A 16,506-nucleotide genomic window follows, 5' to 3' on the forward strand; every position below is an offset into this window, starting at 1 on the left:
TGTCTAATGAAACACTTGCTAACTATAAAGGAGACTTTATGAGTCTCCTTTATAAAATTAGAAAATATACTTTACTTCCGGCTCAATAGTGATATCGAATTTTGATTTCACCTCTCCTTTTATTTTTTCTGCCAGATTTGCTATGTCGTTGCCTGTGGCTTTTCCATCCAGATTTACCAATACGAGTGCTTGTTTTTCGTATACTCCGGCATGACCATCTTGATGTCCTTTAAAGCCGCACTGATCAATAAGCCATCCAGCAGGTACTTTTACCAAGCCTCCTTCCATAACATAATGGGGAATGTGAGGGTATTTAAGTTGGAGTTTTGCAAATTCATCCGAGGTGATGATCGGGTTCATGAAGAAACTACCTGCATTGCCCAATATTTCCGTATCGGGCAATTTGCTTTGTCTGATCTTTATTACAGCTTCTCGTACTTTTTCAAGGGAAGGAGTTTCTGCGGATGCTTCGAAATAACTGGATAGATCTTTATAGCTCAAGTTGAGCTCGGGTACAAGCTTGAGTGTATATTCTACATGAGTAACGATATATTTATCATACTCCGGCTCCTTGAATATGCTATGACGGTATGAATAGTCGCATTCACGATTTTCGAATCTCCGCTTCTCTCCATTTCTCTTGTCTATGGCATGTACTGCAGTGATATATTGGCTGGCTTCTACACCATATGCTCCAATGTTTTGTATTGCTGATGAGCCGACTTGTCCGGGAATGAGAGATAGATTCTCTATACCATAGTAGCCATGCTGCACAGTATATTCTACAAATTTATCCCAATTCATACCTGCTCCTACCATCAGAGTTATATCTGACGAGGTTCTGCTTATCTCTTCAATACTATCAATCCGTGAAAATAAAATGATGCCATGAAAATTAGCGAGGAAGAGCAAATTGCTCCCCTCGCCAATGTGTAAGCTTCTGGATTCTTGGAAAAATTCGTCGCTGATCAACAGCTCCAAATCTTTTATACTATCATAAGTTACCCAATAATCAGTAGTAGCGGGTATTTTAAAAGTATTGTAATCCGAAAGCAGAAAACTTTGTTTAATTTCCATTAAAATGTTCTTTCCAATAACCAAGCATCTTGGAAGTTAGGAGTATAACGAGCTTTGATAGCATCACGACTGGCTGCTGCTTCTTCTTTTGTGGGGAAGCTTGAAACGATTACGCGTAGCATGCCGAATTCGTTTTGTGCCAATACAGCGTTATAGCCGTCTGCTACCATACGATCTTTGAGAGAACGGGCATTGGTTGCGTTTTGGAAACTACCGATAACTACGCTGAATTGCTTCAGATTATTTCCATCTTCACCTTGAACAGGAGATATTTTTTCTTTGCGTGCAGAAACATAATCTGATGCCGGTCTTGAAACGCTTACATCCTCTTGAGGTTTGCTAGTTTGATCGTCTTGAACAGCTATTTCTCTTTGTTTTGCTTGTTCGTATGCCTGACGATAAGCGCTTTTCTTAGGTTGACATGAACTGAATCCAATCATCATGCTAAGGGCCGCAAGGGCCATAACCGTCTTTTTCATAATCTTTATTTTGTTAAGTTACTAAGTTATAAGTCACAATTCAAATGAGTTCTTCATACAAAGATAATTATTTATGCTAAAATCGGTATTCATCTGTGAAAATTAATCAAATCGATGATTAGATTTTAAATTTATACATGAGCATTAGCCTTCATAAAAATTAAACTCTTAACTAATCTAATTTATTATTGTTATTACCTTTTTTTTACCTTGCTTGCAGTGTGAAAGAATTTATATTATAATAATTTACACAAGGGAGATATTCTGCCATTTATTCAATTTTTTGTATTGGAGAGATAAACAAGTTTTAACGTAAAAGAAGTCTCCTAATCATTCTAGAAAGTTATCGTGAATTTGATCTATAGAATCAGATGTTTCGTTCCCCCTTTAAATAGACTTTGGATCTTGAGGTAGAGGCTGTCCGATAAAGTTTAAAGTAGTATATTTCAACTAATTTTGTTACATTTATAGGTCAACAATCTAAAACTTTTGCATCATGGGAAATAACATTTTTTCTTTGGAAAATAAGGTCGCTGTAATCTCCGGAGCATCAAGTGGCATTGGGCACGAGTTGGCCAAAGCCTTAGCTAAGGCCGGTGCACGTGTGGCCTTATTGGCACGACGCAAAGAGCGTCTGGATGCTTTGAAAGCTGAGATCGAAAAAGACGGAGGCACTGCTATGGCTATTGGTTGCGATGTATGTGTGGAGGAGCAGGTAAGAGAAGCTATTGCTGCTGTACTGGCAATCTATGGTCATATAGATATCTTGGTAAACAATGCAGGTATAGCATGGGAAGGATCTGTAGAGAATATAACTCTTGAAGATTGGAATAGGGTGATAAATACTAACCTGACTGCTGCGTATTTACTTTCGCACTATGCAGTACCTTGCATGAAAGATCAAAAATACGGCCGTATTATCAACATTGCATCCGTAAATGCCCTAATAGGAGGTAAATTTCAACCTCGTCATCATTACAATGCTTCTAAAGCAGGTTTAGTAGGACTCACTATAGGTATGGCTACATCACTAGGGCAATATGGCATCACGGTAAATGCGATTGCTCCGGGGCTTTTTAAATCTGAGATGACTCAAGACACACTGTTTGCTATCCCCGGTTATGTTGAGAAGTATAATATGCTCTGCCCATTGGGACGTCCGGGCAATACGGATGAAATCAACGGTCTTGTTGTGTTCTTGGCATCGGATGCTTCTGCTTATATTACAGCACAACTCATTGCTGTTGATGGAGGCTTTACTAAAATTTAATTCAAGGGAATTATAATGTAAATAAAAGGGCGAAATCTCATTCGCCCTTTTGTTTTTTACTGATGTTTATATCTTGAAGTTAAATCCTAAACTGATCAATTCGTTTAATTGGAAGTATTTACCCCATTCTTTTGACGGGGGCACAGCATCATCGTATCTCAAATTTACATAAAGTCTGGTTGAGAAAAATCTGGTGAAAGAGAAGTTTACAATATTCTCCCATTCCGCTTGGACATTACTGTATGAGGTAAGGAAATATAATCTTGATTGCCAAGAGATATCCATATCAAAATCCCATTGCATTTGAGCTTTTAAAGAAGAGCCAAACTCAGAATAAGTTCTTTTTTCTTTGCTCAATCCATGTCTCGCCAAGTCGATATCATCACGTAATGAAGTCTTGAATGTATAAGCAAAAGGGGCGATGTTCATTCCAAACTTAAATTTGCGCCCATAGACTGTTTTGGATTTATATTCGTACTCATAGCTCATACCGAGACCTATATCCGTAGCCATAGGCGACAAGAAAGAGGCTTGCAACTGCTTGCTGTTTTCTTTATAACCATTGAATACCTGAGTCCTAAATTCGGCATCTATGGAGTAATACCAATTGGAAAAGGCTTTATATCCGAATGTCGAGCGTAATCTTAAGAGGTCATCGCCTACACGACGTTTGTGTATTGTATCGTTGGCAGCATTGTAAACACTAAGCTTACTTTCTATAAGGCTATTCCACTTCACTCGATTGTACATGTAAAGCATTGCAAAATAGTTTCTCATAAAAAGGTTTAGGTTGGATGATCCGCCTTTGTACCAATTTGAAGAGACGTAGTTCTGCGAGAACTGTATACTACTTTCAAAAGAGGGTATCCATTTCAACTTTTTATTTTCAGGATTTCCCAGCGGATTCATTTTACCCAATATATTGGCATCCTCTATTTTGCCAAGAGAGATCTTATCTGCTGATACATCTATTTTGTTCATTACCACGCGATACTTCTCAAGTTCGCTAGCAGGTATTGCAAATAAACTCGGATTTTGTACCTGCATACGTTCCAGAGCTGTTCTGGTAAGTTCAAGTTCCGGCATGAAAAGCTTATGCTCTTTCATCGGATTGGTCACGGTCGGATTCAGATCTGTTGTGGGTTTGTATTTGAAGGCAAATGGATCTTCTTTGTACAAAAGCTGACGAGTCACTAAGGGTAATTTAAGTATGGTAGCCAGATAATGATAATCTCTCTGCGCTATTTCTCCCCCTTTGAGATAATAGTCAATTAGCTTTTGGGTATCCAAACCTGTTTTAGATATTGTTGTGTCACGTATCTGGCGTACATCATAGAACCCTTTGTCTGGATTAGCACTTACATTTTTTAGTGTATATATAGACTTTTCATTGGGGAATATGGTATCACCAACCGAAAGAATAGATCTGGCAGGCGTAGTTTTATAATAATTTCCCCCGGGAAAGGCTGTTAGACTGTGAGAGAGTGCTACAGCCAACGTTAAAATAAGAGTAGATTTCTTCTGCATGAATAACCTTTTGTTTTTTACAAATATAACCATTTTTTCACGATTGATCAATGTCTTATTTCTCTGTTTTCTGACTTTATCATACTACCTCTTCTATCCTCCTGAGCCTTATGTATAAAAGAATACGACAAAAATCACTTATATCAGGATCTTTGTCGTATCTGTGAAAAATAATTTAAAATGAATATCTATTTCTCTAAAAGAAGTTCTTGGTACAATCTTTCTACTTTGGACATAAAACGTTTGTACAAAGCTGTAGGATTATTTTGTTTGTTGCGCCCTTTATTACCCCATTCATTACGACAGCTTTCTGTTTGTTGGAAAATGTCTTTTTCTATATTTTCTATTCTTTGGGTAATCCCTGTTTGTTCTTTATTGAAAAGGTGTGAGATGGATAAGTAATGATATCCATCACTGCGACCTATAGGAAATATCTTTCGTTGTTTAATCTCCAAGGTGGCATGAGCTAGGGGGGCATCTTCTCCCGGCTGTTCTTGTCTGAGTATTCTTGGAATATCATAACCTGTCCATACTGGTATAGTCACTGAGATATAAGGTAATCCCAGCTGAATCCATGTGGTCGTATATTCAGGTTTTTCTTTTCCTGGAACAATCCCTTCAATAGCTATGGTTGAAGAGGTACCATGACGGCAAATAAGATCATCGGAATTAACAAATTTATTAGAGAAAGGCAGGGCTGAATATTCTTTTCTGTAGTTTACATCTAATATTGGATTTATAGTACATCTGGAAAAGTCTTGCATCAATTTTTCTATTGTAAGACTTCCCATCGGGATTTGTTTGAATAGTAATTCGGCTGTTTGGCATCTTATATATCCCAATCCTTTATCTTTTTCCCCCGTGTGGGAGAAATTGGTTCTCAATATATAACCTTGAGGCGCCACATTGGAGTCGTTGGCGTCAAATTTTGTCCATGTCTCATTATTTACTTCATAAAACGCTGCACCTCCTTTTGCATCTATTACACCAAAGTGGGCTGCAAGTCCCATGGGGCGTGGTCGTTTGTTCAATAACTCTTCAAAGTCTGCTAATGTGATACAGGTTTTGAGGGCTTCACGCATGAATACGCCTTCTTTATTCGCAATACTATCCGGATCTCCCTGGTTTACATTGAATGATGCACTATTCATGATTGCAAATCCCATGGCATTGTGTCCTCCCCATATTTCTTTGCCCAGCGTATCTTGTGCATTGATAAGTCCTACATATTCCCATTTACCGTCATCAAAGCTCTTCATTGCATTTGACAGATAATCTGTATCTCTCACTTTCCAAATCATAGGTCTTCCTGATTTTGTGAATTTACCTGATATTACAGCGGTGGTACAGGAAAAAGTTACAGCTATATTAGCGAAAAAGAGTAAACTCAATAGTCCGATTCGATAGATTCTTTTCATGATAAATTGTTTTTATTTACAAATGACAAACATACAATAATGATTTTGCATAGCAAATATTAATAGCCTCTTATTCATATGCCCAAGTATTAATTTTGTCCGTTTTTCTTATCTTTGATCATACAGTACTTTGACGAATAATAATCATAAAATATAGTAGCTATGAACACATATTTACAACGTCTCTTTTGCCTTTTTGTATTATTGGAGGGATGTTTTACTCTTTCCAATGCACAGAGTTTTAATCCCGAAACAATATTTGATACTAAGGGTTTCAAAGAAGCGACAAGAGACATGGAGCACCGCATGGACATATTGGAGAAAAAGATTGATGATGTTTTGTGGTTTCAACGTATGGGAGATATAGCTTTTGTGGATAAAGTACGTTTGACAAGCACCCCTAGATGGCGCCCTAAACATAAAGATGATAAGTTTTCGGGTAATAAACTGCAGTTTTATTCATACATATTTATCCCCAAAGGCATAGATATTTCCCAAAAGTATCCTCTCATAGTATTGCCACATAGTGGTATTCATGCTGATTTTTCGACATATTATTATCATATAGTTCGAGAGTTTGTTTCTCAGGGTTATGTTATAGTCTCAGCAGAATATAGAGGAAGTACCGGATATGGCAAAGACTATTATGAAAATATAGACTATGGTGGTCGTGAAAATGATGATGTTTTGGAAAGTCGTAATTATGTGTTGGAAAATTACAGTTTTGTCGATTCTACTCGTGTCGGAGTTGTGGGTTGGAGTCATGGCGGTATGATTGCCCTGATGCAGATTCTACAACACGGTGATAAATATGCATGCGCCTACGCCGGAGTTCCTGTAAGTGATTTGGAAAATAGATTGGCTTCTCATGATAAGGATTACACTAAGCTTTTTACTGCCAAGTATCATATAGGTCAATCTATAGAAAATGACAGGCAAGAGTATCTTAGACGCGCTCCTATATATTATGCTCAAAAATTGGAGAAGCCTCTCTTGATATATACCAATACGAATGATAATGATGTATATGTAGAGGAAGTGAAATCAATGATAGATCGGCTCAAGAAAGCAGATAAGGATTTTAGCTATAAAATATTTGATGCAGCATCCGGTGGGCATGGATTCGATCGTATAGATTCTAAAGAAGCAACTGACATCAGATATACAGTACATAAGTTTTTGGAGAAATACCTCCATCCATCCAAACCATTCAAAGATGAAAAGGATATGCGCAAAGCTACCTATTGTTACAATTAAAAAAGGCCTGCTCAGCATTTAAAATCTGTTTTTGATTGGTTTCCAACAAGAAGATTACGTTTATAATGAACAATATCATTGTATAATCTATTTCTTAGATAAACAATGTGCCAAATAAAAACATCTTAGATATGAAAGCTTGCATTATTGGAGCCACAGGAGCTACCGGCCGTGAATTGGTGAGCCAACTTCTTGCCGATAGCTCGTTTGATAGCATTACTTGTCTTGTTCGTCGCAACACATTGACAAAGCATCCAAAACTAAAGGAAATTGTAATAGACTTTGATAAGCCGAATGAATGGGAAAAGTATTTGGCAGATATTGATGTGGCATTTTCATGTCTGGGCACTACCATCAAAGATGCCGGATCTAAAGATAATCAATACCGTATTGATTATACTTACCAGTTCGCTTTTGCACAAGCAGCAAGTAAGTATCATGTCCCACGATATGTGTATATATCAAGTGCCAACGCCGATGCCCGAGCTAGACTCTTTTATCCTCGCATCAAAGGTGAGCTGGACAATAGCATTGCCAGTCTCCCAATCAAACAAATCATTGTGGTGAGACCTAATTTGTTGGATCGCAAGGATACAGATAGATCAGGAGAAAAGATTGCTCTTTGGATTCTCAATATAATGAACAAGGTTGGGTTATTCAATAAATATCGTCCTATCAAAACAGCCCAAGTAGCCCATGCTATGATATCTCTTTCAAAGGAATCTTATTTGCCACATCATCCTTTTATCGTTAAAGGTAATGAGCTGTATGCTTATTGAACGCAAGTATTAGATACAACATTTAATAATAACCGTCTCCAGTCTATCCTTTCTATATAAGGATAGCTGCATAGAGACGGTTTTTTGTGCTTAGTAATATTATCAGACCTACTGGCTATTGTCTTTCCGATAGCAATATATATCTTCAATTGTAAGAACAGGCATTTCATGTTTTAGGCCGAAATCAATGATTTCAGGTAAGCGAGCCATGGTCCCATCTTCATTGGTAAGCTCGCATAATACTGCAGAGTCTCCCAGTCCTGCCAATGCTACAATGTCAATACTTCCTTCCGTATGTCCGCGACGTGAAAAAACTCCGTCTTCTTGCGCTTTTAGGGGAAATACATGCCCCGGGTGCACTAGATCTTCAGCTTTAGCAGCCTTGTTTGCTGCAGCTTTGATGGTACGTACTCTGTCGGCTGCTGATACTCCGGTAGAAACCCCTTCACGTGCTTCTATCGAGATGGTAAAAGCTGTTTTATTTTTACAAGTGTTGTCCGTCACCATAGGTGGTAAGTTGAGTTCATCGCATTTGTAAGGTTTCAGGCAAAGGCATACAATACCACTACATTCCCTGATCATTAGTGCCATGTTTTTTTCTGTAAGGTTAGTGGTGGGAAAAATGATATCCCCTTCGTTTTCGCGGTCTTCATCGTCGACCAATAAGATTCCTTTTCCTTCTCGAAGTGCATTTATTGCCGATTGAATACGTGCATTGTAATCAGTTCCGAAAAGATTAATCGATTTTGTCATTGTCTCGTGGTTTTTATCCGTTAAGTAAAAAATCATTCGTGATGATTCCGAGATGTGACGGAGCAAGGGTGCGTTTGAGGAAAGTGTCCTTTACATGGTATATTAGGGCACAGTGATCTAAGCAGACTCATATTCCATCCGGACTTTACCGTCGGTTATGGAGTTTCACCATATCAGTCTTTTTCTTTAAAAAAAGAGTTGTGGACTATTACCACCGGTAGGGAATTACACCCAACCTCTAAGAATCTGAGTGCGAATTTACAGATAAAAATTGATAAAAAACAATCTAATTAATGTATTTTTTATAAGTCCAATTAGTTCCTTCGTATTTATCGAAATCTTATACTCTATATTGTCGCAGAAGAAGAGGATTTACTTTATTTTACCCATTATTTTATCAAATCTATTATCCAGACATATGCTGATGTCTGTTGTAATAAACTTGCCGTTGTAAAATAAGCTGAAAATAGTCGCGGGGATAGGGGCTCCTTGTGCTTCTTCTCTGGTTTGCAAGTGGTTTATCTCCAATTGCAAACCTCTTTTTTCTGCAGTAAATGGTAATTCTCCCTGTACATAATATTGGGCATAAGGGCATCTGTCGGAATAGTAAGCAACTAATCCTTTTTGAGTTTCACCTGGCTCTATTCCCTTTAGATGAGGTTTGAAGGAGGGTGAAGGTGCTTGAGATTGACATTTCAATACCAAAAGACAAAAGCCGGAAGGTAGTTGTTCCACAATTTCGAATCCATGTTTTATAAGCCATTTAGTGTTGCTCATAAAATGGAATTTATTTACTCCCGCTACTGTAACCAGGCCGTATTTCCTCTTTTTTACAGCATCATCTAGTGCTTGTTTGAGTAGTTTTTTACCATAACCGTTTCCTTTATATTTGCCTGAAACCCAAAAACAGTTTATCATAATATAATTGGGGGCATCTATAGGAGTCCAGGCCTTTTCGGCAGGGCCATATTCGATGAATACCTTGGCTCGCTCATCAAGACGTACAAAAGTATACTCATTTTCAAATTCACGCTTGAGCCATTCTTTTTTTAAAGAATAGCCTTCTGCGCATTTCTTATCCGAAAAAGCGCAACAAATATGTTCCTCATCTATATTTTCTCGTGAAAGTGAGATAAACTTTTCTTCCATTTTGGTATATCAGTTCATATTATTCGACTTGCAATACGAGTCCTTTTAGATATTCACCTTCAGGGTGATAGATATTGATGGGGTGATCTGCCGGTTGAATAAGTTGATGTAAGATGCGTACATGGCGTCCTGAAGCTGCCGCAGCAGAAAACACCGCCAGCCTAAACTCTTCCTTAGAAACGGCTTGTGAGCAGCTAAAGGTGAATAAAATACCACCCGGGGCAATCTTTTTAAATGCAATAGTATTGATCTTGCGGTATCCAATCAGCGCATTTCTGAGTACTTTGCGATGTTTCGCAAATGCAGGAGGATCCAAAACGATCAGATCATAAGAATTTTGCTCCATCTGCTCCAAAAATTCAAAAGCATCTGCTGTAATGGCTCTATGACGCTCGTCATCCTGAGCAAAGTTTAGTGATACGTTCTCTTTGGTGAGATGCATTGCCTTGGCAGAACTGTCTACAGAGTCTACTTGTATAGCACCCCCTCTTAGTGCGTATAGTGAAAATCCCCCCGTATAGCAAAACATATTAAGGACCTTGCGCCCTGAAGCGTAAAACTCAAGTAGTGAACGATTGTCTCTTTGGTCAATAAAAAAGCCAGTCTTTTGACCTTTGATCCAATCAGGGTAAAATTTAATTCCGTTTTCTTCTACCGGTACAGCCTCCGTATGACCTATAAGGAAACCATCATGTACATCCAGATTAGCTTTGAAGGGAAGCGTGCCCTCTGATTTATAATACACCGCTTTGAGGCTACCTTGTGATACTTTCATCAAAGCTTCAGCGATGTCCATGCGTACATGGTGCATGCCCGCACTATGAGCTTGCATGACTGCCGTGTCTCCATAGACATCTATAATAAGTCCTGGTAATCTGTCTCCTTCGCCATGGACCAAACGAAATACATTATTGGGTGTAGAAGGCATATGGGCTGTAGAAATGTAGTCTTCTTTGCCATTATTCTCACTGTAGCGCATCAGCTTACACGATTTCCTCAGCTCCCATGCTTTAGAAAGTCTTTTCTGCCAAAAGATGCTGTCTATTTCTTCTCCCGTGTCGAACGTGAGTATTCTTACCGCTATGCTCCCCCCTGCATAGTGACCTATAGCCAAAGGCGCGCGTTTGTGGTTGAAAACTTTTACGATATCGCCTTCATTAGCTTCACCTTCGATATGTGCTATCGCTCCCGAGAATATCCAAGGATGAAAACGCTTGATGGATTCCTCTTTATTCGGCAAGAGGATTATACTGGTAATATTATTCATAGGGTTATAATAAAGCAAATTGAACAGGAGAAGGTGCCGGTAATAACATTAGTTCTTTGAAAATCCTCAAACAAGCCCAAGCATCTAATGCTGCATATAATTGTTGTGAAGTTGTGAGTTCAGCTGCTTCCCAATTACTCAATCGCTGAGACTTGCTGATGCGCTCACCGAAGATAATTGCGTATATTTTTTGTAAGCTTGCATCCTTGATACCGTACGCAGGACACAATCTTTGCAACTCAACAAACCCTCCCGGCTCAAAAACTCTTTTACGTCTCAGGGCAGTAAAATCATCTTTGATACTGAGTCCTATTTTGAGGATATGATGGTTTTCCAAAAGTCTGATGAGACTATCGGGGATACCTGTAATATTAAGTCTGAACAAGTAGCAGTCAGTCATATCGCATAGTTGCAATAAGCTTACTTCTGTACGACACCCTTTTTGAAAGCAGGGTTTTGTCTCCGAATCAAAACCGATAATTGATGATTTTTCCAGTTTCTTTACTGCTTCTTCAGCTTTATCTATGGTATCTATAACATGGATGGCTCCATTGTATGCAGCCTTTTCCATCCCCGCTATATTCTCTTTATCAATGGCTTCAGGGTAGGGGTATTCGTGAGTATGTTTAGTAGTCTTCATTGAGTTCTGTGTTATCTGTATCACCAACCAGTATTTGGTATTTGATTTCATGTAGGGTGGTTAGAGCTGAGAGTAAGTTGCGTCCCCAGTATTCGCCAAAGTAAAACAAGCATTTCCCTATAGCTGTGGGCAGGGCATACTCATTCTCTTCTTTGAGGATACCCAACAGATTTCCTACCTGCTGGTATACATCGGCCAGAAATTCTGACACTGATACTGCTATGGGTGTATCGCTATATTGCATATCTTCATGATGTGTGGTAAGATAGGAATCATGCTCTTCAAGCAAGATTGATACATCGTTTTTGATTTTTTCGTATGCCACTTCATTGATATATTCATCTACACGGTCTTCTTCCGGATTATATAGGTATGGAGGCAACGCCAGAGTTTTTAGATAAAGAGTCGGTAAGATTTTCAACATCTTTTCCGTAAATTCGCTCAACTCTAACTCTGAAGCATGTTCTAATTTATTTGCAAACTCAACGCCTGCAGCGGCAAACTCAATAATCTCTTGAGTGTACACCGAGTTTTGTGAATGGTCTGACATATTCATAGTGTACAAAGTTACAATCTTTATTATTTTTGTATGGTATTATCTCATAAAGAATCATAATGGCAAAACAACAAAATGGCTCTTCTTCAAGGAAAAACATCCGAAGACCGTCATCTACGCAACGTAAAATTAAGAAAGAAACGAAATCATACAGAAGATTTTTGAGTTTTTCGCTCAAAGAAACATTCAATCGAGATCGGGTTGGATTTATCTTCGGGCTTCTATTTTTCTTTATCGCCCTTTACAGTAGTGTCGCCGTAGCATCATTCCTATTTACCGGAGGCGATGACCAAAGCATAGTAAGGGGGACACCTATGTCTGAAATTCTTTTGGGGCATATCCGTGTACGTAATCTTTGTGGTCCTCAAGGAGCCTATTGGAGTGAGTTTTTGTTCAATGGACTTTTTGGCTTGGGTGTCGTGTTTGTCATGATATTCTTTTTTTCCATCGGTCTCAAATTAATGGGAGTCATGAAGCGTGTGTCATTTGTAAAGCGTTTTGTGTTTTGCGGAGCGGCCACATTGTGGCTATCTGTCTTTGCGGGGTGGTTAGAGTCGCTCCTTGGCAACGATACCTATTTATTATGGGGTGGTACACATGGTTACCAGTGGGCTATTTGGTTACAGAGAAGTATCGGTCAGGTAGGTATTGTATTATTGATGTTGCTTTCCGGTATGATCATCTCTGTCTATACCAGCTCCAGATCCATCAATTATGTAAGGAGTCTTTTCGCCTTTTCTTGGACATCTCATATAAAGTTCAAGCCTCGCAAAGGTAAAGATAGCAATGATGAAGATGATAATGATGGAACAGAGAAGGATGAGGAAATTCAGTCAGGACAAAATAACTATCTGTCTGATGATGATCTGTCTGAATCCATATTCAAGGTTGAACAGGAACTTCAGAGCTCTAAGCCCAATGAACATAAATTTTCTCAAATAAAAAATGTTGTTCCGCACGCTACTACCCTAAACAGTGTCGGGCACTCATCGGTTGTAAATAATCAAGTTGTGGAGAAAAGGGAAAAAGGCGAAATGATTGTAGAACACGCCCCCAAAGACGATCTTATAGATGAACGGGAATCAAGATCATCTTCCATAGCTCCAGGGATGGATCTGGTACATTACAAAAAACCGTCTTTGGATCTTCTCAATAACTACGAGCACGGGTCCAATGAACAGGACTCCTCAGAGATCGAGGCCAATAAGCAAAAGATCATATCTACGTTGGATAGCTTCAAGATGCGTGTAACGCCCTATAAAGCTACTATAGGCCCTACCGTAACTCTTTATGAAGTGGTACCCGATGCGGGGATCAAGATATCTCGTATACGTGCCATGGAGGATGACATTGCTATGAGTCTCAAAAGCGAAGGTGTACGTATCATAGCGCCAATGCCGGGTAAGGGTACTATAGGTATAGAAGTGCCTAACTCTACGCCTCAGATTGTATCGATGAAGACAGTCCTGGCTTCGAAAAAGTTCGATGAGATGAAAGATAAAATGGAATTGCCTGTTGCCATAGGTAAGACCATAACCAATGAGCCATTTATTTTCGATTTGACAAAGATGCCCCATTTGCTTATTGCCGGTGCTACAGGTCAAGGTAAGAGTGTGGGGCTCAATGCTATGATCACCTCTCTTTTGTATAGCAAAAGGCCGGAAGAGCTTAAATTTGTCATGGTGGATCCTAAGATGCTGGAGTTTTCCGTGTATGAGGAATTGGAAAATCATTACCTTGCCAAACTGCCTGATGAGGATGATGCTATTATTACCGATATGACCAAGGTAGTTCCTACACTCAATTCATTGTGTATTGAGATGGACAATCGATACCGCAAGCTTACTTCTGCTCGTGTAAGGAATATAAAAGAGTACAATGATCAGGTAAAAAATGGGAAACTAAGTCGCATCGACGGGCACGAATTCCTTCCTTATATTGTGCTTATTGTGGACGAATTTGCAGACCTTATCATGACATCGGGTAAGGAAGTGGAAACACCTATTACTCGTATTGCTCAAAAAGCTCGTGCTGCAGGTATACACATGGTGATAGCAACTCAAAGACCTTCTACTGATATCATTACCGGTATTATCAAAGCCAATTTTCCTGCACGTATAGCTTTCAAGGTATTTTCAATGATAGACTCCAGAACTATTCTGGACGCTCCGGGAGCCAACCAACTCATAGGACGCGGTGATATGTTGTTTTATCAGGGGAAAGACATGATACGTCTCCAATGTGCCTTTATGGATACTCCGGAGAGCGAGGCAGTGGTATCTCATATCAAGCATCAGGAGAGCTTTGGCAAAGCCTATGATCTGCCTGAATATGTGCCTGAAGGGGATGACTCCGTCAAGACATTTAATCCTAATGAAAAGGATGCTTTGTTTGAAGACGTGGCTCGGATGGTTGTAAATTCGCAAATAGGATCTACCTCCAATATTCAACGGAAGTTTAATATCGGTTACAATCGTGCCGGCCGATTGATGGACCAGCTTGAAGCAGCAGGTATAGTTTCTCCCCAAGATGGAAGCAAGCCCCGAGATGTCCTCATCAAGGATGAAATGTCTCTGGATCATCTATTCAATATGCTGCACTAAACTTATGTACCAATTCGTTTTCTAATGAAAAAACAATAAAACATTTTAAGGATGAAAAAAATCAGAATCGCTATTGCGGTAACGCTCTTTACTTTCGTAGCGACTTTCAATTCTTTTGCTCAAAATCCGGCAAGTATTTTGAGTAAGGCACAGAACGCTCTACTTGCGCAAGGTGGCGCTCAAGTGAATTTTACTTCCAAGATCAATACTCCCGGTCGTAGTACAATAGAAGTAGTAAATGGTACTCTTCACATCCAAGGAGAGAACTTCCGTCTTGAATATGGTGATATTGTTGCCGCTTACTCAGGAAGACTGCTTTCTTATTATGATAGTACTGAGAATACGCTCACTATGTCTACTCCTTCACAAGATGAGCTTTTGCAGATCAATCCTCTAATTTTCCTCGCTTCTCAGGGGAAAGGATATAAGGTAGTAGAAAACGGGCAGTTCAAGGGTGGATATTCGTTACGGTTTATTCCTATCAAAAAAACGGGTGTTAAGTTTTTTACAGCTCAGTTTTATTCAAACAGTTCATTACCCGGTAGTGTAAATATAGAGACCACAGACGGCTCTAAAATAGACATTAAGCTCAGAGATGTTATGCCCGGCCGTAAATACGCCGATAGTGTTTTTAGACTCAATAGAAGCAATTACCCCAAAGTAGAAGTCATAGACCTACGATAATAACCAACAGTTTTACAAAACGTAGATAATATAAGAAGAATATCCGCAGTAGTACATCGGTATTACTGCGGATTCTTCTTTTAGAGCCTTTCTCTCGAAAAGATTTTTTGAGACTGTGGAGACTGTTGCAAAAGTCAACAGTCTTGTGGATTTTGGAGGCAAAGCCGACAAAAGACACTTTGACCGGGCAGAGAGGGTAAAGTGCAAGGCGCTAAGAGTGATTGCACAGGGAGTTTACTTCCGGTAAATGACCAAGCGCGAATCTCGCAAGCAACGAAGCAATTTGCCTGCTATGCAACGGTCTCTTTTTGTACTCTTGGATGTGGGGAAATGTTTTATTGATATATACTTAGAAAGCCATTATGCTATTAAAAGAGAATACATTGAAGAAAAGGAATGTAGCAGTTTTGTAAGAAATATAGATTAACAACTTTTCCCCTTTACAAATATTATTGTCAAACTCTTATTAATAATCTGACGTTTTGTTTTTATCTAAATGTTTTTTATCTATTTTGCAAGGTATTTAATGACAAGAGTAGTTTGAACTATTTGAAAAATAGTTGTTATTTTGGGTTTTTGTTATACTTTTTGATTTTATAAAGCCTTTAATTTTATCATTGTGTATTTTACTTTGTGCTTTTATTTTTTCTTCCAGAAAATATTTGGGGCTTCTTATTTTTTCCTAACTGCAATGAAATATTTTCTTAGTTAGGTTTTATTATTTTTCTAACTAAGAAATTCTTGCTTCCAGGTTAAGAAAATATCATAGCATAGTTACAGAAAAATCATGGCTTAGTTAAGAAAATCCGTGGGGGTAAAGGGCTAATAAAAAATCCGCAAACAGGCTAAATAAGTCTGTTTACGGACATTTATTAACATGATTTTATGCCTTTTTAGTTTTTGATATTTTAGTTCTCTATTATTATTTCTGACAAAATGATACTTGTGATGTGTTTATGGATCTTTTCACCCGTTTTATACGATCTATGCTCTTCAAATGTCTTGGATAGGAATAGGTAATGCACTTAGGTTGAATTGTAGTTGTTA

15 protein-coding genes and 1 riboswitch are annotated in these 16,506 nt (G+C 38.7%); of the genes, 6 read left to right on the top strand and 9 right to left on the bottom strand.

The features are described 5' to 3' along the window. Positions 1–57 precede the first annotated feature (57 nt). A complete protein-coding gene (gene murB / locus VYJ22_RS07000; RefSeq protein WP_329903188.1) occupies positions 58–1,077 on the bottom strand; it encodes a UDP-N-acetylmuramate dehydrogenase in 1,020 nt (339 codons plus the stop codon). Further along, a complete protein-coding gene (locus VYJ22_RS07005) occupies positions 1,077–1,556 on the bottom strand; it encodes an SPOR domain-containing protein (RefSeq protein WP_329903189.1) in 480 nt (159 codons plus the stop codon). The genes murB and VYJ22_RS07005 overlap by 1 nt, the downstream gene beginning before the upstream one ends. A 496-nt stretch (positions 1,557–2,052) precedes the next feature. Here VYJ22_RS07005 and VYJ22_RS07010 point away from each other — a divergent pair, with 496 nt between their 5' ends. Further along, the gene (locus VYJ22_RS07010) at positions 2,053–2,826 is read left to right on the top strand and encodes an SDR family NAD(P)-dependent oxidoreductase (protein WP_329903190.1); all 774 of its coding nucleotides are present in this window, start codon (positions 2,053–2,055) and stop codon (positions 2,824–2,826) included. A 66-nt stretch (positions 2,827–2,892) separates the two neighbouring features. On the opposite strand, the gene VYJ22_RS07015 is transcribed toward VYJ22_RS07010, so the two are convergent. Together VYJ22_RS07015 and VYJ22_RS07020 are read right to left on the bottom strand one after the other, a co-directional pair. Continuing rightward, on the bottom strand, positions 2,893–4,353 hold the full coding sequence (locus VYJ22_RS07015; protein ID WP_329903191.1) for a DUF3078 domain-containing protein: 1,461 nt from the start codon (positions 4,351–4,353) through the stop codon (positions 2,893–2,895). Positions 4,354–4,541: 188 nt separating this feature from the next. Next, positions 4,542–5,771, bottom strand: a complete 1,230-nt coding sequence (locus VYJ22_RS07020) for a C45 family peptidase (protein WP_329903192.1) — start codon at positions 5,769–5,771, stop codon at positions 4,542–4,544. A 162-nt stretch (positions 5,772–5,933) separates the two neighbouring features. Between VYJ22_RS07020 and VYJ22_RS07025 the strand changes: the two genes are divergently transcribed. After that, positions 5,934–7,028, top strand: coding sequence for an alpha/beta hydrolase family protein (locus tag VYJ22_RS07025; protein WP_329903193.1), 1,095 nt, complete (start codon positions 5,934–5,936; stop codon positions 7,026–7,028). Between the two features lie 131 nt (positions 7,029–7,159). Next, positions 7,160–7,807 (top strand): NAD(P)H-binding protein, encoded by a 648-nt coding sequence (locus VYJ22_RS07030; protein WP_329903194.1) that lies wholly within the window; start codon positions 7,160–7,162, stop codon positions 7,805–7,807. 108 nt (positions 7,808–7,915) lie between these two features. Here VYJ22_RS07030 and ribB read toward each other — a convergent pair whose 3' ends face one another. The 5 genes from ribB to VYJ22_RS07055 all read right to left on the bottom strand — a co-directional run bounded on the left by ribB (position 7,916) and on the right by VYJ22_RS07055 (position 12,166). After that, positions 7,916–8,560: a 3,4-dihydroxy-2-butanone-4-phosphate synthase gene (gene ribB, locus VYJ22_RS07035; RefSeq protein WP_329903195.1), complete on the bottom strand. Its 645-nt coding sequence runs from the start codon at positions 8,558–8,560 to the stop codon at positions 7,916–7,918. A gap of 122 nt (positions 8,561–8,682) precedes the next feature. Continuing rightward, positions 8,683–8,809, bottom strand: a riboswitch (FMN riboswitch). Between the two features lie 123 nt (positions 8,810–8,932). Continuing rightward, complete coding sequence (locus VYJ22_RS07040) at positions 8,933–9,709, bottom strand: N-acetyltransferase (RefSeq protein ID WP_329903196.1); 777 nt, start codon at positions 9,707–9,709, stop codon at positions 8,933–8,935. A gap of 19 nt (positions 9,710–9,728) precedes the next feature. Beyond that, entirely contained in the window at positions 9,729–10,976 is a 1,248-nt protein-coding gene (locus tag VYJ22_RS07045; RefSeq protein WP_329903197.1) for a class I SAM-dependent rRNA methyltransferase, read from the bottom strand. Positions 10,977–10,980: 4 nt separating this feature from the next. Beyond that, positions 10,981–11,616 carry a 3'-5' exonuclease gene (locus VYJ22_RS07050; RefSeq protein WP_329903198.1) on the bottom strand — a complete coding sequence of 212 codons (636 nt, stop codon included), beginning with the start codon at positions 11,614–11,616 and terminating at the stop codon, positions 10,981–10,983. Next, a complete protein-coding gene (locus VYJ22_RS07055) occupies positions 11,603–12,166 on the bottom strand; it encodes a DUF5063 domain-containing protein (protein WP_329903199.1) in 564 nt (187 codons plus the stop codon). The genes VYJ22_RS07050 and VYJ22_RS07055 overlap by 14 nt, the downstream gene beginning before the upstream one ends. A 65-nt stretch (positions 12,167–12,231) precedes the next feature. Between VYJ22_RS07055 and VYJ22_RS07060 the strand changes: the two genes are divergently transcribed. The 3 genes from VYJ22_RS07060 (at position 12,232) to VYJ22_RS07070 (ending at position 15,886) form a co-directional block, all read left to right on the top strand. Further along, positions 12,232–14,775 (top strand): FtsK/SpoIIIE family DNA translocase, encoded by a 2,544-nt coding sequence (locus VYJ22_RS07060; RefSeq protein ID WP_329903200.1) that lies wholly within the window; start codon positions 12,232–12,234, stop codon positions 14,773–14,775. Between the two features lie 51 nt (positions 14,776–14,826). Further along, the gene (locus VYJ22_RS07065) at positions 14,827–15,459 is read left to right on the top strand and encodes a LolA family protein (RefSeq protein WP_329903201.1); all 633 of its coding nucleotides are present in this window, start codon (positions 14,827–14,829) and stop codon (positions 15,457–15,459) included. A gap of 247 nt (positions 15,460–15,706) precedes the next feature. Continuing rightward, positions 15,707–15,886: a hypothetical protein gene (locus VYJ22_RS07070; protein ID WP_329903202.1), complete on the top strand. Its 180-nt coding sequence runs from the start codon at positions 15,707–15,709 to the stop codon at positions 15,884–15,886. Positions 15,887–16,506: the final 620 nt, after the last annotated feature.

The sequence above is a fragment of the Porphyromonas pogonae genome, assembly GCF_036320655.1.
GTDB classification, from domain to species: domain Bacteria; phylum Bacteroidota; class Bacteroidia; order Bacteroidales; family Porphyromonadaceae; genus Porphyromonas; species Porphyromonas pogonae.

Coding starts and splice junctions, on each gene's coding strand:
- VYJ22_RS07010 (WP_329903190.1), top strand. CDS start 2,053: ATGGGAAATAACATTTTTTCTTTGGAAAATAAGGTCGCTGTAATCTCC.
- VYJ22_RS07065 (WP_329903201.1), top strand. CDS start 14,827: ATGAAAAAAATCAGAATCGCTATTGCGGTAACGCTCTTTACTTTCGTA.
- murB (WP_329903188.1), bottom strand. CDS start 1,077: ATGGAAATTAAACAAAGTTTTCTGCTTTCGGATTACAATACTTTTAAA.
- VYJ22_RS07055 (WP_329903199.1), bottom strand. CDS start 12,166: ATGTCAGACCATTCACAAAACTCGGTGTACACTCAAGAGATTATTGAG.
- VYJ22_RS07005 (WP_329903189.1), bottom strand. CDS start 1,556: ATGAAAAAGACGGTTATGGCCCTTGCGGCCCTTAGCATGATGATTGGA.
- VYJ22_RS07020 (WP_329903192.1), bottom strand. CDS start 5,771: ATGAAAAGAATCTATCGAATCGGACTATTGAGTTTACTCTTTTTCGCT.
- VYJ22_RS07045 (WP_329903197.1), bottom strand. CDS start 10,976: ATGAATAATATTACCAGTATAATCCTCTTGCCGAATAAAGAGGAATCC.
- VYJ22_RS07025 (WP_329903193.1), top strand. CDS start 5,934: ATGAACACATATTTACAACGTCTCTTTTGCCTTTTTGTATTATTGGAG.
- VYJ22_RS07060 (WP_329903200.1), top strand. CDS start 12,232: ATGGCAAAACAACAAAATGGCTCTTCTTCAAGGAAAAACATCCGAAGA.
- VYJ22_RS07030 (WP_329903194.1), top strand. CDS start 7,160: ATGAAAGCTTGCATTATTGGAGCCACAGGAGCTACCGGCCGTGAATTG.
- VYJ22_RS07015 (WP_329903191.1), bottom strand. CDS start 4,353: ATGCAGAAGAAATCTACTCTTATTTTAACGTTGGCTGTAGCACTCTCT.
- VYJ22_RS07050 (WP_329903198.1), bottom strand. CDS start 11,616: ATGAAGACTACTAAACATACTCACGAATACCCCTACCCTGAAGCCATT.
- VYJ22_RS07040 (WP_329903196.1), bottom strand. CDS start 9,709: ATGGAAGAAAAGTTTATCTCACTTTCACGAGAAAATATAGATGAGGAA.
- VYJ22_RS07070 (WP_329903202.1), top strand. CDS start 15,707: ATGACCAAGCGCGAATCTCGCAAGCAACGAAGCAATTTGCCTGCTATG.
- ribB (WP_329903195.1), bottom strand. CDS start 8,560: ATGACAAAATCGATTAATCTTTTCGGAACTGATTACAATGCACGTATT.